The sequence below is a fragment of the Pseudonocardia thermophila genome, from assembly GCF_900142365.1.
Taxonomy (GTDB): Bacteria; Actinomycetota; Actinomycetes; order Mycobacteriales; family Pseudonocardiaceae; genus Pseudonocardia; species Pseudonocardia thermophila.
On record NZ_FRAP01000006.1, the window covers coordinates 244162 to 266706 of the forward strand.

The 22545-nt window shown below is 72.8% G+C and carries 21 protein-coding genes; 10 read left to right on the forward strand and 11 right to left on the reverse strand.

Features of this window, described 5'->3' with window-relative positions; all coding sequences use genetic code 11:
- Both wzt and glfT1 read left to right on the forward strand, forming a co-directional pair.
- Positions 1–762: a galactan export ABC transporter ATP-binding subunit Wzt/RfbE gene (gene wzt / locus BUE41_RS10500; RefSeq protein WP_073456826.1), complete on the forward strand. Its 762-nt coding sequence runs from the start codon at positions 1–3 to the stop codon at positions 760–762.
- A gap of 6 nt (positions 763–768) precedes the next feature.
- Positions 769–1713, forward strand: a complete 945-nt coding sequence (gene glfT1, locus BUE41_RS10505; protein WP_281690711.1) for a galactofuranosyltransferase GlfT1 — start codon at positions 769–771, stop codon at positions 1711–1713.
- A 6-nt stretch (positions 1714–1719) separates the two neighbouring features.
- Here the strand turns inward: glfT1 and BUE41_RS10510 are convergent, their stop codons facing one another.
- A complete protein-coding gene (locus BUE41_RS10510) occupies positions 1720–2142 on the reverse strand; it encodes a GtrA family protein (RefSeq protein WP_073456878.1) in 423 nt (140 codons plus the stop codon).
- Positions 2143–2279: 137 nt separating this feature from the next.
- Entirely contained in the window at positions 2280–2888 is a 609-nt protein-coding gene (locus tag BUE41_RS10515; protein WP_073456827.1) for a DUF1707 SHOCT-like domain-containing protein, read from the reverse strand.
- Between the two features lie 43 nt (positions 2889–2931).
- Here BUE41_RS10515 and BUE41_RS10520 point away from each other — a divergent pair, with 43 nt between their 5' ends.
- Positions 2932–4302, forward strand: a complete 1371-nt coding sequence (locus BUE41_RS10520) for a decaprenylphosphoryl-beta-D-ribose oxidase (RefSeq protein WP_073456828.1) — start codon at positions 2932–2934, stop codon at positions 4300–4302.
- A gap of 33 nt (positions 4303–4335) precedes the next feature.
- Complete coding sequence (locus BUE41_RS10525; protein ID WP_073456829.1) at positions 4336–5091, forward strand: decaprenylphospho-beta-D-erythro-pentofuranosid-2-ulose 2-reductase; 756 nt, start codon at positions 4336–4338, stop codon at positions 5089–5091.
- Positions 5092–5160: 69 nt separating this feature from the next.
- On the opposite strand, the gene BUE41_RS10530 is transcribed toward BUE41_RS10525, so the two are convergent.
- Both BUE41_RS10530 and BUE41_RS10535 read right to left on the reverse strand, forming a co-directional pair.
- Entirely contained in the window at positions 5161–6627 is a 1467-nt protein-coding gene (locus BUE41_RS10530) for an acyltransferase family protein (protein WP_073456830.1), read from the reverse strand.
- A gap of 202 nt (positions 6628–6829) precedes the next feature.
- On the reverse strand, positions 6830–7474 hold the full coding sequence (locus BUE41_RS10535; RefSeq protein ID WP_073456831.1) for a nitroreductase family protein: 645 nt from the start codon (positions 7472–7474) through the stop codon (positions 6830–6832).
- A 158-nt stretch (positions 7475–7632) separates the two neighbouring features.
- On the opposite strand from BUE41_RS10535, the gene BUE41_RS10540 reads away from it, so the two are divergent.
- Positions 7633–9624, forward strand: a complete 1992-nt coding sequence (locus tag BUE41_RS10540; protein WP_143172078.1) for a hypothetical protein — start codon at positions 7633–7635, stop codon at positions 9622–9624.
- Between the two features lie 20 nt (positions 9625–9644).
- Here BUE41_RS10540 and BUE41_RS10545 read toward each other — a convergent pair whose 3' ends face one another.
- Positions 9645–11351 (reverse strand): hypothetical protein, encoded by a 1707-nt coding sequence (locus tag BUE41_RS10545; protein ID WP_073456833.1) that lies wholly within the window; start codon positions 11349–11351, stop codon positions 9645–9647.
- Between the two features lie 148 nt (positions 11352–11499).
- Between BUE41_RS10545 and BUE41_RS10550 the strand changes: the two genes are divergently transcribed.
- The 3 genes from BUE41_RS10550 (at position 11500) to BUE41_RS10560 (ending at position 15924) form a co-directional block, all read left to right on the forward strand.
- Positions 11500–13506: a DUF6541 family protein gene (locus tag BUE41_RS10550; protein ID WP_143172079.1), complete on the forward strand. Its 2007-nt coding sequence runs from the start codon at positions 11500–11502 to the stop codon at positions 13504–13506.
- A gap of 130 nt (positions 13507–13636) precedes the next feature.
- Positions 13637–14899: a polysaccharide biosynthesis protein gene (locus BUE41_RS10555; protein ID WP_073456834.1), complete on the forward strand. Its 1263-nt coding sequence runs from the start codon at positions 13637–13639 to the stop codon at positions 14897–14899.
- Entirely contained in the window at positions 14896–15924 is a 1029-nt protein-coding gene (locus tag BUE41_RS10560) for a glycosyltransferase family 2 protein (RefSeq protein ID WP_073456835.1), read from the forward strand. Before BUE41_RS10555 ends, BUE41_RS10560 begins: the two co-directional genes overlap by 4 nt.
- Here BUE41_RS10560 and BUE41_RS10565 read toward each other — a convergent pair.
- The 3 genes from BUE41_RS10565 to BUE41_RS30725 form a co-directional block, all read right to left on the reverse strand.
- Positions 15894–16331: a DUF2304 domain-containing protein gene (locus BUE41_RS10565; protein ID WP_073456836.1), complete on the reverse strand. Its 438-nt coding sequence runs from the start codon at positions 16329–16331 to the stop codon at positions 15894–15896. The genes BUE41_RS10560 and BUE41_RS10565 overlap by 31 nt on opposite strands.
- A gap of 13 nt (positions 16332–16344) precedes the next feature.
- Complete coding sequence (locus tag BUE41_RS10570; protein WP_073456880.1) at positions 16345–17046, reverse strand: glycosyltransferase family 2 protein; 702 nt, start codon at positions 17044–17046, stop codon at positions 16345–16347.
- Between the two features lie 80 nt (positions 17047–17126).
- Entirely contained in the window at positions 17127–17729 is a 603-nt protein-coding gene (locus BUE41_RS30725; protein WP_159444889.1) for a class I SAM-dependent methyltransferase, read from the reverse strand.
- 63 nt (positions 17730–17792) lie between these two features.
- Between BUE41_RS30725 and BUE41_RS31815 the strand changes: the two genes are divergently transcribed.
- On the forward strand, positions 17793–18344 hold the full coding sequence (locus BUE41_RS31815; RefSeq protein ID WP_234997147.1) for a dTDP-4-dehydrorhamnose 3,5-epimerase family protein: 552 nt from the start codon (positions 17793–17795) through the stop codon (positions 18342–18344).
- Complete coding sequence (rfbD, locus tag BUE41_RS31820) at positions 18341–19165, forward strand: dTDP-4-dehydrorhamnose reductase (protein ID WP_234997149.1); 825 nt, start codon at positions 18341–18343, stop codon at positions 19163–19165. Before BUE41_RS31815 ends, rfbD begins: the two co-directional genes overlap by 4 nt.
- A gap of 1 nt (position 19166) precedes the next feature.
- Here rfbD and rfbB read toward each other — a convergent pair whose 3' ends face one another.
- From rfbB to BUE41_RS10595, 3 genes are read right to left on the reverse strand one after another with little or no spacing between them, the layout of a single operon-like run.
- Entirely contained in the window at positions 19167–20135 is a 969-nt protein-coding gene (gene rfbB / locus BUE41_RS10585) for a dTDP-glucose 4,6-dehydratase (protein WP_073456838.1), read from the reverse strand.
- Position 20136: 1 nt separating this feature from the next.
- A complete protein-coding gene (rfbA, locus tag BUE41_RS10590) occupies positions 20137–21027 on the reverse strand; it encodes a glucose-1-phosphate thymidylyltransferase RfbA (RefSeq protein ID WP_073456839.1) in 891 nt (296 codons plus the stop codon).
- Positions 21024–22520, reverse strand: a complete 1497-nt coding sequence (locus BUE41_RS10595) for a hypothetical protein (RefSeq protein ID WP_143172080.1) — start codon at positions 22518–22520, stop codon at positions 21024–21026. The genes rfbA and BUE41_RS10595 overlap by 4 nt, the downstream gene beginning before the upstream one ends.
- Positions 22521–22545: the final 25 nt, after the last annotated feature.

The window sequence follows — 22545 nt, forward strand, 5'->3', positions numbered from 1 at the left end:
ATGGTCAGGATCGACATCCAAGACGCCGCGGTCGACTTCCCGATCTTCGACGCGAAGTCCCGCTCGTTGAAGAAGGCCGTCCTCGGCCGCGCAGGCGGGTTCATCGGCACCGAGTCCAAGGTGCCGGTCATCCAGGCGCTGCGCGACATCAACCTGCACCTGCGCCAAGGCGACCGGGTGGCGCTCGTCGGCCACAACGGCGCCGGCAAGACCACGCTGCTGCGGCTGATGTCCGGCATCTACGAGCCGACCCGCGGCCGCGCCTCCGTCGTCGGCAAGGTCGCGCCGATCTTCGACCTCGCCGTGGGCATGGACCCGGAGATCTCCGGCCTGGAGAACATCCTCATCCGCGGCCTGTTCCTCGGCATGACCCGCAAGCAGATGGAGAAGCGGATCGACGACATCGCGGAGTTCACCGAGCTCGGCGACTACCTGTCGATGCCGCTGCGCACCTACTCCACCGGTATGCGGGTGCGGCTCGCGCTCGGCGTCGTCACCAGCATCGACCCGGAGATCCTGCTGCTCGACGAAGGCATCGGTGCGGTCGACGCCGAGTTCCTGAACAAGGCCCGCAAGCGGCTGTTCGAGCTCGTCGAGCGCTCCGGCATGCTCGTGTTCGCCTCGCACTCCGACGAGTTCCTCGCCGACCTGTGCACCACTGCGATCTGGATGGAGCACGGAACGATCCGCGAGATCGGTCCGCTGCGCGAGGTGCTGCACCACTACAAGGGTCGCGACGTGCTCGCGGAGATGGGGCGCTGACCGCGCGTGCCGGCCGATCACCAGGCGGCGGGCGAGATCGCGCCGCTCCCACCCGGGTCCGTCGTCGCCGTCGTCGTCACCCGGCACCGGCCCGAGCAGCTCGTCGACTCGCTCGCCGCGATCGCCGGGCAGACCCACCCGGTCGCGCACCTCGTCGTCGTCGACAACGGGCCCGATCGTCCGGCCCGCAGGGTCGTCGAGGCCTGCGGGCTACCCGCGACGTACCTGCCGTCGTGGCACAACCTCGGTGGGGCCGGCGGGTTCGCGCTCGGCATGCTGCACGCGCTCGCGCTGGGCGCCTCCTGGGTGTGGCTCGGCGACGACGACGGGCGCCCCGAGGACGAGACCGTGCTGGCCACGCTGGTGGAGCTGGCGCAGCGGCGCGGGCTGGCCGCCGTCTCGCCGATGGTCGCCGATCTCGCCGAGCCCGACCGGCTCGCGTTCGCGGTGCGGCGCGGCCTCACCTGGCACCGGTCGCGGTCGGCGCTGATCGCCGATCCGGGCGCGGACCCGGAGCTGCTGCCCGGCATCGCCGCACTGTTCAACGGCGCCCTGTTCAGCGCGTCGGCGCTCGACGTCGTGGGGGTGCCGGACCTGCGGTTGTTCGTGCGCGGCGACGAGGTGGAGATGCACCGGCGGCTGGTCCGCTCCGGACTACCGTTCGGTACCGCGCTGCGCGCCGCCTACCTGCACCCGCACGGTGACGTCGACCACAAGCCGATGCTCGGCGGGCGGCTGCACGCCTTCGACCCCGACGACGAGACGAAGCGCTACTACCAGTTCCGCAACCGCGGCTACCTCGTCGCGCAGCCGGGGATGCGCGCCGTCGGGCTGCTCGATGTGCCCCGGTTCGCCTGGTACTACCTGGTCACCAAGAAACGGCCCGGCGAGTTCGTGGAGTGGCTGCGGCTGACCCGGCAGGGCAGGCGGGAGCAGTTCACCCGGCGCTGAGCCGCGTCAGGCGCGGGGCTCCCGGAACACCACCGTGCGCAGCATGACGAAGTTGACCAGCGTGGCCGTACCCTGCGCGACGATCCAGGCGGCGGTGAGGCGGAACGGCATCTGCGGCAGGACCGCCAGCATGAGCGCGTTCATGCCGACGTTCAGCGCGAACGTGGTGGCGTAGAGCGCGACGAACCCCGCGAACCGCCCGCTGCCGCCCGCGGCGCGGAACGTGAAGCGCTTGTTCAGCAGGTACGCGGTGGTGGTACCGCAGATGAAGCTGATGCCCTTGGCCACGTGGTGCCAGGCCCCCGCGTCGACACCGCCGCCGACGTGCTGGCCGGTCAACGCGAGCAGCCCGCCGTAGATCCCGAAGTCGACGAGCGCGCAGAACGCACCGATGGCGACGAAGCGAGCCAGCTGCGCGACGAGGCCCATCGGGGCCGGCTCGGCGCTCTGCTCGGCGGTCGCGGTCACCGGATCAGAGTATCGGCCGGCGGTCCCGGCGGCTGCGGTGGGGACGGTGCGTGTTGCAGCAGGGCCACAGCGTCCTGGAACGCCGCCACGCGCCTTGGTCAGAACCGCTTGTTGCCGAACCGGTAGGGCCGGCGCACCTTCAGCGAACCCATCCCCAGCGTCCCGTGCACCACGAAGTGCGGGCCGCTGTCCGGCGTGCGGATCTCCGAGACCTTGCTGGTGACCGATCCCATGGTGGCGACCACGCCGGTGACGTCGGCGGTGGCGCCCTCCGGCACCAGGATCCGCGCCGACCCGGCGCCGAGCGCCAGCTCGATCTCCACGACGGGGTGGCCGATGACGGCCTCGCTGAAGTCGAGCACCGCCGATCCCATGCCGCTCTGCACCCGCAGCCGGGCCGGCACCTGCCAGCGGCCGGTGCGCTTGATCGTCGACATCCCCGAGCGCAGCACGACCGGTGGCCCGGCCGGGGTGACCGGGACCGACGAGTAGGGGGCGACGACGGTGTCCTCGACCGGCAGGTCCGCGAGGGGCGGGACGAGGTCGGCCTCGTAGCGCGCCGCGTAGACGGCCTCGAGCCGTTCCTCCAGCTCGGCGAGGGTGATCCGGCCCTCTGAGAGCGCCTTGTGCAGGCGCTGGGCAGCGCGTTCGCGGTCGGCGTCGGAGATGCGGATCCCCGGTGGCTTCGACGGTTCCGGGCTGCCCACGGGCCCAGGATAGTGAAACCGGCGCAGCGGTAGATTGGCGCCGATGGCTTCCTCTCAACCGGTCCGGCTCCGCGGCTGGGGCCGCACCGCGCCGACGTACGCCACGGTCGTCACGCCGCGGTCCGTCGAGGAGGTCGTGGCGACGGTCTCCGCGGCGGGTCCGCGCGGCATCATCGCCCGCGGCCTGGGCCGCTCCTACGGCGATCCCGCGCAGAACGCCGGCGGCACCGTCTTGGACATGACGCAGCTGGCGCGCATCCACTCGATCGACTCGGACACCGGGCTGGTCGACCTCGACGCGGGAGTCAGCCTCGATGCGCTGATGCGCGCCGCGCTGCCCCACGGACTGTGGGTGCCGGTTCTGCCGGGCACCCGGCAGGTGACGATCGGCGGCGCGATCGCCGCGGACGTGCACGGCAAGAACCACCACACCAAGGGCAGCTTCTCCCGGCACGTGCGCTCGCTGGAGCTGGTCACCGCCGACGGCCGGGTGCAGACCCTCACCCCGGACGGGCCCGATCCGGCCCTGTTCTGGGCGACGGTCGGCGGCATGGGCCTCACCGGCGTCATCACCCGCGCCACGATCGCCCTGCACCCGACGGAGTCGGCGTACTTCGTGGTCGACACCGACCGCACCAACGACCTGGACGAGCTGCTGGAGCTGCTCACCGACGGCTCCGACGACCGCTACGGCTACTCCGCGGCCTGGTTCGACACCACGACGACGGGGCGCCAGCTGGGCCGGGCCGTGCTCACCCGCGGTTCGCTCGCCACCCGTGACCAGCTGCCGCCGAAGCTGCGCCGCGACCCGCTGAAGTTCGACGCGCCGCAGCTGCTGACCGTGCCGGACATCTTCCCGAACGGGCTGGCCAACCGCGTCACCCTGCGCGCGTTCAGCGAGCTGTGGTACCGGAAGGCGCCGAAGCGCCGCCGCGGCCACATCGAGAACATCACGAGCTTCTACCAGACCCTCGACGTGGTCGGGGAGTGGAACCGCGTCTACGGCTCGCACGGCTTCCTGCAGTACCAGTTCGTGGTGCCGATGGGTGAGGAGGCCACGATCCGGCGGATCGTGGAGAAGATCGCGCACTCGCCGTACACGTCCGGGCTGAACGTGTTCAAGCGGTTCGGCGCGGCCGGTCCGGCGCCGCTGTCGTTCCCGATGCCGGGCTGGACGATCACCGTCGACTTCCCGGCGGCCATGCGCGGCCTCAACCGGTTCTGCAACGAGCTCGACGAGCTGGTGCTCGCCGCGGGCGGCCGGCTGTACCTGGCGAAGGAGTCGCGGGCCAGCGCGGAGACGATCCGGGCCGGCTACCCGCGGTTCGAGGAGTGGCGCAAGGTCCGCGCCGCCACCGACCCGCACGGCGTCTTCACATCCGACATGGCACGCAGGCTGGAGCTGAACACGTGACCGATCCCTCGGGCGGAGAGCGGTGATCGACCGATGATCGACGCAGTCGGGAACCCGCAGAGCATCCTCGTGCTGGGCGGCACCTCGGAGATCGGCCTCGCGATCGTCGAGGCGTTCGCCTCCGACCGGCCGCTGCGCGTGGTGCTGGCCGCGCGCCCGTCCGAGCGCCTGGACGCCGCGAAGGCGAAGCTGGAGGCGCGCGGCTGCGCCGTGGAGGCGCTGCCGTTCGACGCGCTCGCCCTGGACACCCACGCCGACGTGATCGCGAAGGCGTTCGCGGGCGGCGACATCGACGTGGCAGTGGTGGCGTTCGGCCTGCTCGGCGACAACGAGCAGGCGTGGACGCAGATCGACACGGCCGTCGAGCTGGCCCAGGTCAACTACACGGCGGCCGTCTCGGTCGGGGTGGCGCTCGCGGAGAAGTTCAAGCAGCAGGGCCACGGCTCGCTGGTGGCGCTCTCCTCGGTGGCCGGAGAACGGGCCCGCCGCTCCAACTTCGTCTACGGCTCCACCAAGGCCGGCTTCGACGCCTTCTACTCGGGGCTGACCGAGGCGCTGCGCCCCTACGGCGTGCACGTCGCGGTGGTGCGGCCGTGGTTCGTGAAGTCGAAGATGACCGCCGGGCTCACGCCCGCCCCGATGGCCACCACCCCGGAGGCGGTGGCCGCCGTCGTCGTCGACGCGGTGCGCAAGCGCAAGGAGCTGGTGTGGGCGCCGGCGCCGGCCCGGTTCATCATGAGCGCCCTGCGGCACGTGCCGCGCCCGATCTTCCGCAGGCTGCCGATCTGACGATCCGGCAGCCCTCCCCGGGTGGCAGGCGGGGGGACGCGCCACCCGGGGAAGTCTCTCGGCCAGGGCCTAGTTGCCGGCCTGGAGGTAGCGGGCGCGGATGAACGCGGCCCGGTCGAACTCGTCGGCGAGCTGCGCGCGGTGCGCGGGCCGCCGCCGCTGCGCCTTGACCAAGGCCGCGGCGAGGGTGGCCTGCCGGTGCGGGGTGGCGGCGTGCCGCGCCGCCGCCCGCCGGGCCTTGATGCGCTCCACCGGATCCAGGGCCTGGGTCGGGACGGCGACCGGGACGTCCTCGGCGGCCGGCCGAGCGGCCGGGACCTGAGCGGCGATCGGTGCCTCGGGCAGCGCCACTGGAGTTGTCCGGTCCGGCACAGGGCGGGCGACTCGGACGAGTTGACGCCGTGCAGGTTCCTCCACGAACCGGTAGAGCGCGGCAGCGACCGGCAGTGGGGCAACCACGACGAGCGCCGCGATCAGGTTCGCGGTGAGGGTGTCCACGACGAGTGCCGGCACGTACGCCTGGGCGAGCCAGTAGACCTCGAACATCGGGATGTGCACGAGGTAGAGGGCGTAGGAGACCCGGCCGCCGTACACCGCCCAGTTCGACGACAGCACCACGGCCGGGCCGCGGTCGGCCAGCGCCAGCGCCCCGACCAGCAGCGGGAACAGCGCGATGACGGCGCCGCCGCGGCCCTCACCGAACTCGTCACCGATCAGCAGGCCGAGCACGATCAGCACCGGGACCACCGCCGCCACGGCCGACGCGTACCGGTTCACCGCGGATCCGCCGCGCAGCCGGCGCACCGCGAGGTGGGTGAGTACCCCGGCGCCGAAGCCGCACAGGATGCGCACCAGCCAGCTCCACGGGAAGTACGGGTTGCCCGTCGACAGGTACGCCCAGGTCATCGGCGCCATCAGGACGAGGGCGCCGAGCATCAGCACGGCGGCGGGCAGCCGGCGCAGCCGGAAGAACACCAGCGCCGCGACCGGGAACAGCAGGTAGGCCAGCCACTCCGCGCTGATCGACCACGTCGCGCCCACCCAGGACGCGCCGTCGAAGAACGGCTGGTCCCACAGCTGGACCATGAACATCTGGGCGAGCCACTCGCCGAGGTTCACCTCGGGCTGCACCGCCTGGAAGGCGATGTCGCCGTCGCTGCCGAACACCAGCCGCGCGACCAGCCAGATGCCGAACAGGTTGAAGACCAGCGCGTAGGCCGGCCAGATGCGGCACGCGCGGGCCCACACGAACCGGGCGGTGTCCGCGGCGCGCAGGCGCGGGCCGAGCCGGTCGAGGTAGGTGTGCGCGATGACGAACCCGGAGAGGACGAAGAAGAGATCAACGCCGAGGGCGCCGGAGGTGATCAGCGGCCCCAGTACGCCGACCACCTCGGCGACCCCAGGCACCGACGTGAAGTGGAAGTGGAACAGCACCACCCACGCCGCGGCGACGATCCGCAGGCCCGTCAGGCCCCGCAGCTCACCAGCGCCCGAGGCATCGCCGACTGCTGTGGGGTTGGGCTTGCTCGTCGTCACGGTTCGGGGAACGAGGGTCCCGGGGGCCACGATGTGGGTAGCGCAGCGGCAATACCGGGATGCCGCGGTACGTCACCTACCGTCGATGGAGCACTGGGCCGTCCAGGTGGCTCCGCAGCCGGAACGGCCGCCACCGGATCAGGTAGATCCGTCACCGTGAGCGACGTGTCAGATGGCGAAAGCCACCCGAATTACATGCATGTCACCACCTGTCGTGGTGCAGGACGGTTGCGAGCGGTTCGCGCGGGGCGGGCTTGAACGTCTCCCCCGTGTAGTAGGCGGTCGGCAGCAGGACCCCCTGCCGGTACTGCGGCGGGATGCCGAGCAGCTCCGCGATCTCCTTCTCGTACCGCAGGTGCAGCGTCGTCCACGCGCTGCCGAGCCCACGGGCCCGCGCCGCCAGCTGGTAGCTCCAGGCCGCCGGCAGCAGCGATCCCCACAGCCCCGCCTGGTTGCCGGGCGGCAGCTCGTCGCCGACGTGGATACAGGCCAGCACGTGCACCGGCACCCGGCCCATCACCTCGGCGAGGTGATCAGCGGAGCTGGTCACCCGCTCCTGCGTGGCCACCCGCTCCGGGCTGGCGTTCTCGAGGTGCCGCTTCGGCCCGCCGGCGGCGCGGTAGGCCTGGAACGACTTGCGGTAGTACTCGCCGATCTGCGCGCGCAGGTCGGGATCGGTGATCACCAGCCACTGCCAGTTCTGCGAGTTGCTGCCGGTCGGGGCCTGCAGGGCGATCGTGAGCGCCTCCTCGACCAGCTCCAGCGGGACCGGGCGGTCGAGATCGAGGCGCTTGCGGACGGAGCGGGTGGTGGTGAGCAGCTCGTCGGGGCTCAGCGGGAGCGTCATGCACCCGATCCTTGCATCATCCGGGCCAGGTGTTGCAGAAGCTCCGGACAGCCGCGATCCGGCGACGGAGGAGCCGGGCGCGATCCAATAGAGTCCGGGTGGCCCAGACCGGTGCGCGAGGCTCGTCGCTGTCCCCGAGGGAGATCGGTGCACGTCCCATGACAGCGTCATCGCCTGCACTCCCGGTCGTCGGGTGGGAGCGGCTGAGCGCGGACTCGCGCCGCCGGCTCGTCACGAGCCTCGTGTACGCGGCGGTGGCCGGGGGGGTCGTGCTGGCCGGCCGGCTCAGCGGCCTGCTCGAGGGCGGAGTGGGCCTCGGGGTCGCGGTGCTGCTCGTGCTCGCGGTCCCCACATCGCGCGAGCTGAGCCGGCGGGTGCTGATCGCCGGCTGCGCGGTGCTCGGCTGGGTGCCGCTGCTCTGGCTCGGCCCGCCGGTCCCGGGAGTCGGCCGCGTCACGATCGCTCTGGTCGTGCTGGCCGGTGCGCTCGCCGCATGGGTCGGGTGGAGCGATCGCCCGTGGGTGCGGGTGCAGCAGCTGGTGCCGCGGATGCGGCTGGTCGACGCATTGATCCCGATCACCGTCGTCGTGGGTCTGCTGCAGCTGGCGCCGTGGCTGCGTGCGAAGACCGCAGCGCAGTCGCTGGGCCTGCTGTTCAGCGCGTGGGACCACTCGGCCCACTACGCGATGGTGTCGATGATCCGCCACCACGGCGCGACCGTGGACGCGCTGCCCGAGCCGGGCGGCGGGTTCCGCTGGCAGTTCGAGAGCTACCCGCAGGGCTTCCACGCGCTGCTGGTGTCGATCATGGAGCTGCAGCACGGCGCCCGGCCCGGCGACCTGCAGGCAGAGCTGCTGGCCTACTCGCAGGCCGCGGCGCTGATGGTCGTGCTGACCGCGGTGATCGTGGTCGCCGGCCTGTGCGTGCTCGCCCCGCTGCGGACGCGGCCCGCGGTGGCCCTGCCGGTCGCCGCGTACGTGACGACGATCTTCTACGTCGGCCCGGCCGCCACCGCGATCCAGGGCGCCATCGGCAACTTCACGCTGGCTTGCGCGCTGTGCATCGCCGCCGCGCTCGTCGCGCTGCCCGCGCCGCGGGCGCTGGATCCCTGGTCGGTCCTCGCCATCGGCGGGGCGGTCGTCGGGGTCGCCTTCACCTGGGTCCTGATGCTCGCGCTCGCCGTGCCCGCGGCCGCGCTGGTGCTGCTGCCGCCGCGCCGCCGGTGGCGGTGGTCGCGCAGCGCCGCGATCGTGACGGCCGTCGTGGCGGTCGTGACGGCGCTCTGCGCATGGCGCGTGCTCGTCATCCTCGGGCGGGTGCGGGAGAGCGATCCGCTGACGATCCCCTCCGGCGGCGTGCCCCCGGTGAACCTCGGCCTGTACGTCGTCGGCGCGCTCGGCCTGCTGGCGGCGTGCCTGCTCGTCCGGCACCGGACCCGCACGGTGCAGCAGCGGCTGCGCGGCCTCGCACTGGTGCCGGTCTGCGGGATCGCGGTGACGATCGGGCTCGCCGTCGCGCAGATCGACGCCAACTACCGGCTGAGCTACTACGGCTACAAGTTCATGCTGGGCGTCGAGATCGTGACGCTCGTGCTGCTCGTCGTCCCGATCGCGTACGCGCTGGCCCGCCTGCCGGTGCGTCCGCGGTCGGCCGGCACGGCGCTGCGGACCGGCGCGGCGAGCCTCGTCCTGGCGGTGAGCCTCACCCAGGTGTTCGGCTTCACCCTGCTCGGCTTCGGCCCGCGCGGGCTGGTCGCGTCCGCGCCGGGTGCGACCGCGTACGCCGCGCAGCAGACCACCCTGGTCGTCACCCCGTCAGTGGCCGACCTGGCCGATCGCGTCGCGGAGCTGCAGCGCACCGGGCGCGTCCCGGCCAACGGGTTCTACGTCGACGCCCGCACCGACCGGTCGCCGGACCCGATCCTCATGGCCCAGTGGTACCTCGCGCTGACCGGCACGTGGACCGCCGAGGCGAACGACGTGGCCTCGGCGATCGACGAGAAGGCCTACCGCAGACAGCCCGCGTCGGCGGTGCTGACGATCCTCGCGTCCAGCTCCGACGCGGTCGCGCTGGTGCCGCGCGAGTACCGCGCGGCGATCCTCGCCGACCTGGACATGCCGATCCTCGAAGACCGCGTCATCGGTGTCTGAGCGTCATCGGTACCTGAGCGTCATCGGGATCTGATCGGACCCGTCGAGCCCGGCGTCAGCACGTCGCCGCACGACGCCCGCGGGGTCGCCCGCTGCGCGGCGTCGGCGGCCAGCGCCTCGGCGGCGACGGCGCGCAGCCGGTCGAGCGCCCCCGGATCGGTGAGCGCGTCGCGGCGCACCCAGTTGGCGCCGTTGTTGGGTGTGGGCCCGATCTCGACGTAGTCGGCTTGGAACCGCGGATCGTCGTCGAAGCCCATGAACGGGCGGAACTCGCCGTGCGCCTTGAGGAACGTGGGCCTGACCTGCTCCAGGACGTAGTCGCGCACACCCGCGGTGTCCTTTGTCCGCCAGTACCGCGCCATGACCGGCTCGGCGAGGCCGCCGCCGTCGGTGACGATCGCGGTGCCCACCAGGGCAGTGCCGCCCAGCTCGGGAGCGAACAGGGTGCCCTCGGTGCGGCCGAGCGCCTGCAGGTAGGCGTTGAACTCGTACCCGGAGTTGACCACGATCAGGCACATCGGGGCGACCGGCTCGGCCCGGAACTCCCGCCCGGCGGCGATCCACCCGGCTCCGGACAGCACCAGCGCCGCCGCACCCACCGTCCCGGCGGCGATCCGGCCGCGCCACCCCAGCCGCTCGACGACCTCCACCGCGGCCAGCGCGACGACGACCGCGCCGAGCGCCCACACCGGAGAGGCGAACCGGTGCTGGCCCATCCAGTCGGGCACCAGCACCCCGTACGCCACGAGCCCCAGCCCGAGCGGCACGAGCAGGATCACCAGGCCGTCGCGGGCCGGGCCGGCCAGCGCGGCACCGACCAGCACGACCCCGACCAGCACGCCCAGCCAGCCCGCGTACCCGACGAGCTCGGTGACCTTCGCGAACCCCTCGACGGTCGGCAGCCCCTGCGACTTGGCGACGGCGGTGGTCGGCAGCCACTCACCGAACGTGGTGAGCCGATAGGCCAGGTACGCCCCGGCCGGCACCGCGAACGCCACCACCGAGACCAGCGCGCAGCCGAGCGCCGCGCGCACCGGCCGCGCGAGCAGCAGCGCCGCGATCGGGTACAGGGCGGCGTAGATCGGACCCTCGGGCCGGGTCAGCGCGGCGAGGGCGGCGAGCAGACCGCAGGCGACGGCCGGCTGCCAGGTGGCCAGCGCGCCGCGGGCGTGCGCCCGCACCGCCACCGCGGCGGCCGTGACCACCGCGAACACGAGCAGCGAGTTCTCCAGCCCGGAGACGCACCAGATCACGAACGACGGGATCGCCGCAGTGATGCCCCCGGCGAGGATCGTGACCAGCGCGGGACGGCGGGACAGCACGGCCGCGGCGGCGTGGAAGGCGGCGAACGTGCCCGCCACCAGCACGGTGGCCAGCGCCTTCGGATAGGCGACGTAGTCGGGCACGCCGAACCACGTGCCGTGGTCGAACAGCCCCAGCCACCGCCCGACCACCAGCAGCGCCAGCCAGGCCGGGTTCGAGAACCCCTCCACGGGCGGCTGGCCCGGCTGCAGCACCGGGCCGTGGCCGGTGGCGACCGAGCGGGCGTAGGCGAACGTGATGCCGGCGTCGTCGATCTCCCACGCCCCGTACGCGGTCGCGTGCCAGACGAAGAGCAGCGTCGGGACCGCCACGGCGACGGCCGCGGCCAGGGCGCGCGGCCACCGGCGCCGGAGCGGTGCGGGCGGGTGCGGCGCCGCGGCGGGCGCCTGGTCGAGGACGGCCATCAGCGGACGAGCTCGCTCACACGAGCAGAGTAGCGACGCGCCCGGACCGGTCCCCCGGCCCCGGTCCGCTGCGTGGATAGCATGGCGTCGACGGCGCGACACGGTGTCCGTCCGCCACCGCACCCACCAGGACGCCGAAGGGAGCATCGTGGCCCTCCCGGCGAACGGGCTGCCCGACCTGGCCGTCGTCCTGGTCTACCTCGCGGTGCTGTTCGTCCCCGGCGGGCTGCTCGCGGCGCGCTGCGGGGTGCGCGGATGGACCCTGGCCGCCACGGCACCGCTGGTCACCTACGCGGTCGCCGGTTTCGCCGGCCCGGTCTACGCCACCGCCGGCGTGCGGTGGACGATCGGCACGGCCACGTTCGCGTTCGCCCTCGCCTACGCGCTCGCCGCCGTCGTCGGTCTGGTCGTGCGGCACCGGTACGGCCGGGTGGTGCTGCCGGACCGGCTGCCGGCGTGGGCACCGCTCGCCCACGCGGGGGTCACCCTCGTCGTCGCGGTGGTCGCGGTGACCGGCGTGGTGGTGATCCTCGGCGGGATCCGGTTCCTCGGCGCGATCCCCCAGGACTGGGACGCGGTCTTCCACGCGAACGGCATCCGCTACATCGCCGACACCGGCGACGGCGGGCTGTACGGGATGGCCCGCACCAACTGGTACGAGGACGACGTCACCGTCTTCTACCCGAACGCCTACCACCTCGTCGCCGCCGTGGTGTACGAGCTGACCGGCGCGACCATCCCGACCGTCCTCAACGCCCACACGGTGCTCATCCCGGGGCTGCTGGCCCTCGGCCTGGTCGCGCTGGTGCGCCGGTTCGGCGGACGCCCGATGCTCGCCGCAGCGACGGCGCTGGTGTCGGTGGCGGTCACGTCGTTCTACGACATGCTGTGGCGCGGTCCGCTGCTGCCGTTCGCCACCGGGGTGGCGCTGACCCCGCTGCTCGTCGTGCTGGCGACGGACCTGCTCGACGCCGTCGGCCGCCGCGAGGTGCTGCGCACCGGCGCGGCGTTCGTGCTGGGCATGACGGGGCTGCTGTGCCTGCACCCGGCGACGCTGATCAGCGCGATCCTGTTCTCCGCGCCCGCGTTCGTGCAGCGCTGGTGCGGGCGGCCGCGCGGGCTGCTGCGCGAGTTCGGCCGGCTCACGGCCGCCGGGATCGTCGCCGCGTGGGTGTGCGTGCTGCAGCTGAGCGGGGCGGCCAGCAGCGCCGGTAACCTCGCCGCCGTCTTCTGGCCCGCGGACCTGACCGTCGGCGAGGCGATCGAGCAGCTGCTGCTGTTCGGCCACGCGGCCGAGTCCGAGCAGATCGCGCTGACCGTGCTGCTCGCCCTGGGGGTCGTCTTCTACCACCGGCTCGGCGAGCTGCGCTGGATCGGGGCGAGCGGGATCGTGTTCGCCGCGCTGTTCGTGATCGCCGCGGCGTACGAGGACCCGTGGGCGAAGCAGATCACCAGCCTGTGGTGGAACGACCGGTGGCGGCTGATCGCGATGGCCGCGCTCGCGTTCTGCGCGGTCATGGGGAACGGGGTGGCGGAGGTCCAGCGCCTGGTCGCCCGCGGGCTGCAGGCGGTGCTGGGGCGGCTGCGTCCAGCCGAGGGCCGACCCCGACGGGTGTCGGCGGTGGCCGTCGCGACCGCGGCGGCCGCGATCCTGGGGACGGTGGTCGGCACCGACGGGCTCTACGTCTCCCGCGACCAGGAGCGGATGACCGCGAACACCGGCGAGGGCCCCGCGGTGTCCTCACTGGAGATCGCGGGCATGTACGCGGTGGCGGAGATCGTGCCGCCGGGCACGCGGGTGCTCAACGACCGCGCCGACGGCTCGGTGTGGATGTACGCGCTGACCGGTGTCCGGCCCGTGGCGGCGCACTACGACGGCTACCGCATCGGCCCGGCCGCCGCCCTGCTCGCCGAGCGGTTCAACGCCTACCCCGACGATCCCGCCGTCCAGCAGGCCGTCGCCGATCTCGGGATCCGCTTCGTGCAGGTGAACGAGGGGTTCCTGCGGGACTGGGCGTACCGGGCACCGGGGCTGGAGAACCTCGCGGACGCCCCGTGGCTCGCACTGCGTTACGCCAACCCGGACGTGCAGCTGTACGAGATCGTCGGCCCGCCCGCCCCCGGCGAGGTGCTGGGCTCGGAGGAGGAGCGCTGACGCTCGCCGCGTCGAGAACGAACCTGTGGTGATCAACAGGGCGTTTCGATCACCACAACCTCGTTCTCGACGCTTTCCGGTGGAGCGACCTGCAGCACGGGCGGATCGGGGCACGGCCTAACCTTGGCCGGTGACCGACCGGGCGGGCCTGCTGCGCCGGGGTGGCTCGGCCGCCCAGGTGGCGGGCAGCCAGTTCGCCCTCGCCGGCGCGAACTACCTGCTGCTGGCGCTGGCCGCGCGGCACGTGGGCGCGGCCGGGTTCGCCGTCCTCACTTCGTACTACCTGCTGATCAACACGGTGGGCCGCGGCGTGTTCGCCGCCGTCGAGCTGGAGACCACTCGCGCGGTCGCGCACGCGCGCGCGACCGGCGCCGACGACACCGCGGTGCGCCGCGCCGCCCTGCGCCAGACCGGGCTGCTGCTGGCCGCCGTGGCCGCGCTGATCGTGCTGGCGGCCCCGCTCGTCGGGCCCGTGTTCGGCTCCGAGCTGGGCTCGCTCCCGGCAGCGCTCGGGCTGCTCGCCCTCGGCGCGGTCGCGATGGCGGCGTCGTACCTGCTGCGCGGCCCGCTGGCCGGCCACCGCCGCTACGGCCTCTACGCCGCCACGTTCTGGATCGAGGCGGGCTCGGGCGCCGTCGCCGCGATCGTGCTGGCGCTGGCCGGTGTGGCCGCGACGACCGCGTGGGTGCTGGTCCTGGCCCTCACCCCGCTGCTGGCCGCGGTCGTGCTGGCCCGGCCCGCGAACCGGCCCGGCCCGCCGGGCGACCCGGATCCCAGCGCCGCGACGTCGATGCGTGCGGTGGCCTGGTCCGCGGTGCTGCTGCTCGCCGGCCAGGGTGTGTGGAACATCGCGCCGGTGATCGTCACGTCCCGGCTCGCCGACGATCCCGCGGCTGCCGCGGGGTTCGTCACCGCGGCGGTGATCCTGCGCGCACCCGTGCTGCTGTTCCCGTCGGTGCAGGCGCTGCTGCTGCCCGCGTTCACCGAGCTCTCGAGCACCGGCGACCACGCCGGCCTGCGCCGCACGACGCGCAGGCTGGTGCTGCTGATCGCGGCGGGCGGCGCGGTCTGGGTGCTGCTGGCGGTGTCCGTGGTGCCGGTCGTGGCGCACCTCGTGTTCGCCGCGAGCGTCACCCCGCCCGCCTGGCTCATGGCGCTGCTCGCCGCGTCCACCGGTGTCGGCGCGGTCGCCCAGATCGGGCAGACCCGGCTCGTGGCGCAGCGCCGCCCCGCCGCGGTCGCGATCGCGTGGACGATCGGGCTGGGTGTGCTCGTCGTGCTGGCGCTGGCGATCCCGCCGGTGCTGGCCGCGGGCACCCTGGGCCAGCTCCTCGGGGCCGCGGCCGTGGTGGTAGTGATTGCCCTCGTGCGCCGAACCCGCGAGACGTCATGAGCGGCCCCAGCGTCGGGGTTGTCGTGCTCGCCTACGCCGACGAGCCCTACCTCGCCGACTGCGTGCGGTCGGTGCTGGCCTCCCGTGACGTCGACGTGCGGTTGGTGCTCGTCGACAACGCGTGCACCCCGGGGGACCTGCAGGCCGCGCTCGACGCCGCCCGGGACGATCCCCGCCTGACGGTGCTGCGCCCCGGCCGCAACACGGGGTTCGCCGGCGGCTGCAACCTGGGAGCGGCCCAGCTCGACACCGAGTTCGTGGCGCTGGTGAACTCCGACTGCGTGCTGGAACCGGACGCGCTCGCCCTGCTCGCCGCGGAGGCCTCCCGGCCGGGCGTCGGCCCGGTGATGGCGAGCGTCCGGCTCGCCGAGCGGCCCGAGTTGATCAACAGCGCGGGCAACCCCGTGCACCTGGTGGGGCTGTCCTGGGCCGGCGAGATGAACCGGCCGGAGACCCGCACCGAGCCGTTCGACGTGACCGGCGCCAGCGGCGCGTGCGTGCTGATGGCGGCGTCGGTGTGGAAGGCGCTCGACGGGTTCGACGAGGAGTACTTCGCCTACCTCGAGGACACCGAGCTGTCCCTGCGCTGCTGGCGCACCGGGCTCGCCGTGCGGTGCGTTCCGACGGCGATCGCCCGTCACCACTACGAGTTCTCCCGCAACGCCAACAAGATGTACCTGCTGGAGCGCAACCGGCTGATGCTCTTGGCCACGGTGTGGCCGGCGCGCGCACTGGTGCTCCTCGCTCCGCTGCTGGTGACGATCGAGGTCCTGCTGACGGTCTACGCGGTCGCGTCCGGCTGGGGCGGCGGGAAGGTCCGCGGATGGGTGTGGCTGTGGCGCAACCGCGCGCACATCGCCGCCCGCCGCAGGGTGGTGCAGGCCGAGCGGACGGTGCCCGACCGGGAGTGGATGGCGCGGCTCACCCCGGACCTGGATCCGCAGGCGATCGGCCCGGCCCCGCTCACCGCGGTCGCCAACGTCGGCTTCCGGGCCTACTGGGCGCTGGTGCGGCGGCTGCTCTGAGCCTCACTCCCCGGGGTCGGTCGACCAGTCTCGCTCCCCCGCTCCGCGGCCTGCTGCTTCTTCTCCAGCTCCTCGACGCGCAGGTGCAGCGCGCCGACCTCCTCGGCCAGCCGCCGCGACTGCTCCTCCAGGAGCCCGACCTCGCGGGAGAGCTGGAGCGAGACCGCGAACAGCACCAGCACCGAGCCGAAGAACAGCAGGTTGGACGGGGTCTGGATGCCGACGAGGTGCGCGGCGTCGCGCAGCAGCGTGGGGAACGCCGCGAGCACCACCGTCGCGAGCGAGATGAGCACCCAGATGACGGCGTACTTCTCGCGCAGCCGCCTGCGGCGCAGCAGCTCGAACACCAGCACGAGCGCCGCGACGGCCACGATCACCGAGATGATCGTCAGGCGGGTCGTCGGCATCAGCGAACGCCCTTCACGAGTCGCCACCTCGGGGTGGGCGCCGGACCATCGCCAGCCCGATCGCGACGATCACGCGCAGCAGGTAGACGGCCGAGCGGACCGGGTTGGTGCTCGCCCGGCCGGTCTCGCGGACGCGCATGACCACCGGAACCTGGCGCATGGTCAGCCCGGCGCGGTGGGCCATGACGAGCGCCTCCACGGTGTCGCCGAGGTACTCCTCCGGGTAGTGCTCGGCCCACAGGGCGAGGGCCCGCCGGTTGACCAGCCGGAACCCCGACGTGGGGTCCGTGACGTCGGTGCCGACGATCGACGTCAGCGCGACCGACAGCATGCGCATCGCCCAGCGGCGCGGCCCGCGCACCGGGTAGTCACCCTTCCCGGCGAACCGCGACCCGATGACGATGTCGATCGACGGATCGGCGGCCTGCACGGCCAGCAGCGTCTCCAGCTCGGCCGCGTCGTGCTGACCGTCGGCGTCGACCTGGATCACCTGCCGGTAGCCGCGGTCCCGGGCCCAGCGGTACGCGGCGCGCATCGCCCCGCCGACCCCGAGGTTGAACGGCAACCGCATCACCTGCGCGCCGGCCGCGGCCGCGCGCTCGGCCGTGGCGTCGGTGGAGCCGTCGTCGACCACGAGGACGTCGGCGTCCGGCTGTGCGGCCCGCACCTCGCGCACCACGCGGGCGACGCTGTCCTGCTCGTTCAGCGCCGGCATCACGATGAGCAGCTCGCCGGTGCCGGGCAGCGCCACTCGCCGGTCCGCAGCGGGCGCCACGGCAGGCAGTTCTCCTGTGGTCACGGATTCCTCGCGACGGTGACGAACTCGTTGTGCGTGAAGAAGCGCCCGGCGAAGCGGGGCAGCGGGAAGGAGTACTGGCGCTCGACGACGAGGCCCAGCTCCTCCGCCAGCGCGGCGAGCGCAGCCTGGTCGAAGTAGACGGTGTGGGTCGGGTCGGAGGCGAACCCGCGCTCCTGCGGGCAGATCAGCACCACGACCGCGCGCGGCGCCAGGTAGGCCAGGTACGGCTTGAGCACGCCGGCGGCCTCCCCTGGGGGCAGGTGCTCCACCAGGTGCGCGGCCAGCATCGCCTCGAACAGCGGCTCGGCGGGCGGCCGGGCGAGGAACTCCTCGACGGTGTAGGCGGTGAGGCCCGCCCGGCGGCACATCGCCACCGAATGCGGGTTGTGGTCCACGCCGACGCTGCCCGGGGCGCGGTGCCTGAGCAGCCGGCCGATCCCGCAGCCGACGTCGAGGGTGCGGCGGTCACCGAGCAGGCGCTGGAGGTTGCGGCGATAGGGCGCCTGGACGTCCAGCAGCCGCTTCCATCCGGCACCGGAACGGCCCACGAGCCGCTCCGTGTAGGCCGCAGACGCGGTGTCCGGTTCCTCGTCCGTCACCGGACCAGAGTACCGGCGCGACCAGCGCACGAACTCGGCGGCACGCTGTGAGAGGTTGATCGGGTGGGTGACACGCTGCGTGCCGGCACCACGTCGATCGCCGGCCTCCTGGAGATCGAGCTGGCCGTGCACGGGGACGAGCGCGGCTGGTTCGCCGAGTGCTTCCAGCGCGCCAAACTGGCCGAGCAGGGGTTCCCCGAGTTCGAGATCGTCCAGCAGAACGTGTCGTACAACCGCGAGATCGGGGTGACCCGGGGGATCCACGCCGAGCCGTGGGACAAGTACGTGACCGTGCTGCACGGGCGGGTCTTCGCCGCGATCGTCGACCTGCGCGAAGGGCCGGACCGCGGCAAGGTCGCGACGTTCGAGCTGGAGCCGGGCCGGGCGCTCTACATCCCGCGCGGCTGCGGCAACTCGTACCAGACGCTCACCACCGACGTCGTCTACAGCTACCTCGTCAACGACCACTGGTCCCCGGACGCGCAGTACACGCTGATCCAGGCGTTCGACCCGGACCTGGGCATCGACTGGCCGATCGGGCCCGACCGGGCGATCCGCTCGGCCAAGGACATCGCGCATCCGCGGCTGGCCGAGCTGCTGGGGCAGCAGCGGTGAGCCGCACGCTGTTGATCGGCGCCACCGGGCAGGTCGGGCGAGCGCTCGCCGCGCGGTGGCCGGACGCGGCCACCCCGACCCGCGCCGAGCTGGACCTCGCGGACCTCGCCGGTGTCGACGTCTCCGGCTACGACGTGATCGTGAACGCGGCCGCGTGGACCGCGGTGGACGCCGCCGAGACCCCGGACGGCCGGCGCGCGGCCTGGCAGGCGAACGCGGCCGGCCCCGCCGAGCTCGCCCGGCTCGCGGACCGGCACGGCTGCCTGCTGGTGCACCTGTCCACGGAGTACGTCTTCGACGGCCGCTCGCCGCGGCCGTACCGGGAGGACGACCCGGTGGCGCCGCTGTCGGTGTACGGGGCGTCGAAGGCCGCGGGCGATCTCGCCGTGGCCACCGCGGAACGGCACCTCATCGTGCGCCCGACCTGGGTCGTCGGCGACGGGCACAACTTCGTGCGCACGATGGTCGGGCTGGCCGAGCGCGGTATCGCGCCGACGGTGGTGGCCGACCAGATCGGCCGCCCCACGTTCGCCGAGGACCTCGCCGACGCGATCGTGCACCTGCTCGACCTCGGCGCCACGGGCACGTTCCACGTCACCGGCGGCGGTGAACCGGTGTCCTGGGCGGACGTGGCGCGGGCGGTGTTCGCGATCGTGCGGCCGGACCTGACCGTCACCGACACGACCACCGCTGCGTACTTCGCCGACAAGCCGGGCGCGGCGGCCCGCCCCCTCAACAGCGTGCTGGCGCTGGACAAAGCCGAGGCCGCGGGGGTGCGCTGCCCGGACTGGCGGGAGAGCCTGGCCCGCTACCTGGCCTGACTCAGGCCCGCGCCTTCAGCGGCTCCCACCAGGCCCGGTTCTCCCGGTACCAGCGCACGGTCTCCGCCAGCCCCTCGTCGAACGAGCGTCGCGGCTCGTACCCCAGCTCCGTGCGGATCTTCGTCCAGTCGACGCTGTAGCGACGGTCGTGGCCGAGCCGGTCGGGCACCCGCTCGATCATCTCCTCCCCCGCCCCGACCGCGGCGAGCAGCCGCCTCGTCAGCTCGAGGTTGGTCAGCTCAGTACCGCCGCCGATGTTGTAGACCTCACCGTCGCGGCCCTTCTCGGCGACGAGCTGGATGCCGCGGCAGTGGTCGTCGACGTGCAGCCAGTCGCGCACGTTGAGCCCGTCGCCGTAGAGCGGCACCTTCTTGCCGTCGAGCAGGTTGGTGACGAACAGCGGGATGACCTTCTCCGGGAACTGGTGCGGCCCGTAGTTGTTCGAGCAGCGGGTGATGCACACCGGCAGCCCGTACGTGCGGTGGTAGGCGCGGGCGAGCAGGTCCGAGCCCGCCTTCGACGCCGAGTACGGGGAGTTGGGCTCCAGCGGCCGGTCCTCGGTCCAGGAGCCCTCGTCGATCGAGCCGTACACCTCGTCGGTGGAGACGTGCACGAACCGCGACACGCGGGCGTCCAGCGCGCCCTGCAGCAGCACCTGGGTGCCCAGGACGTTGGTGGAGACGAAGTCGGCTGCGCCGCGGATCGAGCGGTCGACGTGCGACTCGGCCGCGAAGTGCACGACGACGTCCACCCCGGCCATCGCCGCAGCAACCGCCTCGGGGTCGCGGATGTCGCCGTGGACGAACTCCAGCCGCGGGTGATCGGGCAGGTTGGTGCGGGTGCCCGCGTAGGTCAAGAGGTCCAGCACCACCACCTCGGCACCGGCGAACGCCGGGTAGCCGCCGGCGAGCAGGGTGCGCACGTAGTGCGAGCCGATGAACCCGGCCCCGCCGGTGACCAGAACCCGCACCTCACGCTCCCTCGAAGGTGGTCGCCACGTCCATTACGTACCGCCCGTACCCGGACGAGGCCTGCCGCTGTCCCAGCGCGTAGCAGGCCTCGGCGTCGATGTAGCCCATCCGCATCGCGATCTCCTCGAGGCACGCGATGCGGATGCCCTGCCGGTTCTCCAGCACCCGCACGTACTCCCCGGCCTCCAGCAGCGACTCGTGGGTGCCGGTGTCCAGCCACGCGAACCCGCGGCCCAGCGGGAACAGCTTCGCCCGCCCGCGCTCCAGGTACGTGCGGTTGACGTCGGTGATCTCCAGCTCGCCGCGCGCCGACGGCCGCAGCCCGCGAGCGATCTCGATCACCTCGTTGTCGTACATGTACAGGCCGGTGACCGCCTGGTCGGAGCGCGGCACCTCGGGTTTCTCCTCGATCGAGACGAGCCGGCCGGTCTCGTCGACCTCGGCGACGCCGTACCGCTGCGGATCCCGCACCGGGTAGCCGAACAGCACGCAGCCGGCCTCGCCCGAGGCGATCTGCGCGCGGGCCTCGCGCAGCATCCCGCTGAACCCAGGACCGTGGAAGATGTTGTCGCCCAGCACCAGCGCGGCGGCGTCGTCGCCGATGTGGTCGGCGCCGATGAGGAAGGCCTCGGCCAGCCCGTTCGGCGCGGCCTGCTCGGCGAAGCTGAACCGCAGCCCCAGCTCGCCGCCGTCACCGAGCAGGCGGCGGAACGCCGGGAGATCGTGCGGGGTGGAGATGACGAGGATCTCCCGCACACCGGCCAGCATCAGCACCGCGAGCGGGTAGTAGATCATCGGTTTGTCGTAGACGGGCAGCAGCTGCTTGGACACCGCGCGGGTGATCGGGTGGAGCCGGGTGCCGCTGCCGCCGGCGAGGACGATGCCCTTCATGAGTTCGGGGTCCGCTCCAGCACCAGGCGCCCGGGCACAGGCTCGGCCCAGTGCCTGGCCTCCCACTGCAGCGGCCCGTCCGGGAGCAATGCGCTCTGGTACACAAGGCGTGCGTCGACAGGTCGCGGCCGCTCGCTGCGGTCCAGGTTCGCGTAGTTGAGCCGGATCAGGAACCGGACGAGCCAGCCGGCGTTCTTCTCCTTCTCGTTGAGCACGGCGATCACGCGCCCCCGGTCGGAGAACTGGTCGACGATCGGGCACTCGCAGTAGTAGGCGATCGTGCCGATCTCGCCAGGGCTCTCGATGGTGGCGCCGGGCATGGCCGCGGCGATGTCCTTGCCGATGCGCTCGTACTGTGCGGCCGACGCCCAGTTCGTCTCTATGACGGCCCGTTTCCACGGCAGCCCGTGGCCCAGGTCGACGGCCAGCGACCCGCCGACCAGCAGCACCCCGAAAATGACAGGAGCCATCGCTCGCCAGCCGCGCAACGCCGCGACGGCAATAGCCGCGGAAAGGATCCCACAGATGATCAGCGGCGTGAAATACCAGTGGTATGGCGAGGTGTGCAGCAGCCCGTAGACACCGTAATGGGCGATCCCACCCAGCCCCACCGCCGCGGCCGCATGCTGCCACGGGACCCACCGCGCGCGTACCCGGCTCACGAGCACGACCAGCAGCACGAGCACGCCCGCGAGCGCCGGCAGGAAGGCCATGAGCGCCGCTCGCGGCATGTAACCGTAGTACAGCAGCGGACCGGTCCAGAATTCATGGCCTCCCCACCTCGCGGATCCCGCCTTGATGACCAGTGTGTCGGGCACCGCAGAGCCGAGGGCGAACCAGCTGAACACGCACCACGGCAACACCACCGCCAGCGCAACGGCAGCGGTCCGGAGCAGGCGACGGCGCACCCCGGGCAGCACGAGCGCGATCCCCGCGACGAGCACGCCCAGGTCGGGCCGGGCGAGCACGGCCAGACCCCCCACAAGCCCGAACGCCACCGGCCGGTCCGCGGTGCCGTAGCGCAACAGCCCGGCCACCAGCGCCGCGCACAGGTACGGCTCCAGCCCGACCGTGGAGAGCATCAGCGGGTTGACCAGCAGCAGCCCCACGGCGAGCACCGGAAACCACCGGGAGAGCTCCAACTGCCGGGCCAGTGTGCGCAGCCAGACCGTGGCAACGACGATCGACGCGACGAACAACACACCGACCGCGACCACGCCGTCCCGGACCACCGCGGTGATCGCGCCGAGCAGCAGCACGTTGAGCGGCGAGGTCGCGCTGTTGGCCACCTCGTCCGGGATGAGCCCCCAGTGCAGGTGCAGGCCGAGGTTCCGGCCGTAGCTCATCGTGATGTGCGCGTCATCTATGAGGGCGTCGTGCACGAGCAGGAACGCCGCGATCGCCGCCACCGCGGCCGCCGCCGGCAGGGCGAGGCCCGTCGCAGCCGGGCGCACCACGGAACGTGTCCGTCCATCCGCGGTGGTCACCGTCATGATGAGCGAGCGTACTGACGGTGAC

Bases quoted from the DNA above. Each gene is read 5' to 3' on its own strand.
- BUE41_RS10535 (WP_073456831.1), bottom strand. From the start codon at position 7,474: ATGACGCTCCCGCTGAGCCCCGACGAGCTGCTCACCACCACCCGCTCC.
- BUE41_RS10520 (WP_073456828.1), top strand. From the start codon at position 2,932: ATGGCTTCCTCTCAACCGGTCCGGCTCCGCGGCTGGGGCCGCACCGCG.
- rfbA (WP_073456839.1), bottom strand. From the start codon at position 21,027: ATGAAGGGCATCGTCCTCGCCGGCGGCAGCGGCACCCGGCTCCACCCG.
- BUE41_RS10570 (WP_073456880.1), bottom strand. From the start codon at position 17,046: ATGCCGGCGCTGAACGAGCAGGACAGCGTCGCCCGCGTGGTGCGCGAG.
- BUE41_RS10545 (WP_073456833.1), bottom strand. From the start codon at position 11,351: ATGGCCGTCCTCGACCAGGCGCCCGCCGCGGCGCCGCACCCGCCCGCA.
- BUE41_RS10595 (WP_143172080.1), bottom strand. From the start codon at position 22,520: ATGACGGTGACCACCGCGGATGGACGGACACGTTCCGTGGTGCGCCCG.
- BUE41_RS10525 (WP_073456829.1), top strand. From the start codon at position 4,336: ATGATCGACGCAGTCGGGAACCCGCAGAGCATCCTCGTGCTGGGCGGC.
- wzt (WP_073456826.1), top strand. From the start codon at position 1: ATGGTCAGGATCGACATCCAAGACGCCGCGGTCGACTTCCCGATCTTC.
- BUE41_RS10510 (WP_073456878.1), bottom strand. From the start codon at position 2,142: ATGGGCCTCGTCGCGCAGCTGGCTCGCTTCGTCGCCATCGGTGCGTTC.
- BUE41_RS10560 (WP_073456835.1), top strand. From the start codon at position 14,896: ATGAGCGGCCCCAGCGTCGGGGTTGTCGTGCTCGCCTACGCCGACGAG.
- BUE41_RS10540 (WP_143172078.1), top strand. From the start codon at position 7,633: ATGACAGCGTCATCGCCTGCACTCCCGGTCGTCGGGTGGGAGCGGCTG.
- BUE41_RS10565 (WP_073456836.1), bottom strand. From the start codon at position 16,331: ATGCCGACGACCCGCCTGACGATCATCTCGGTGATCGTGGCCGTCGCG.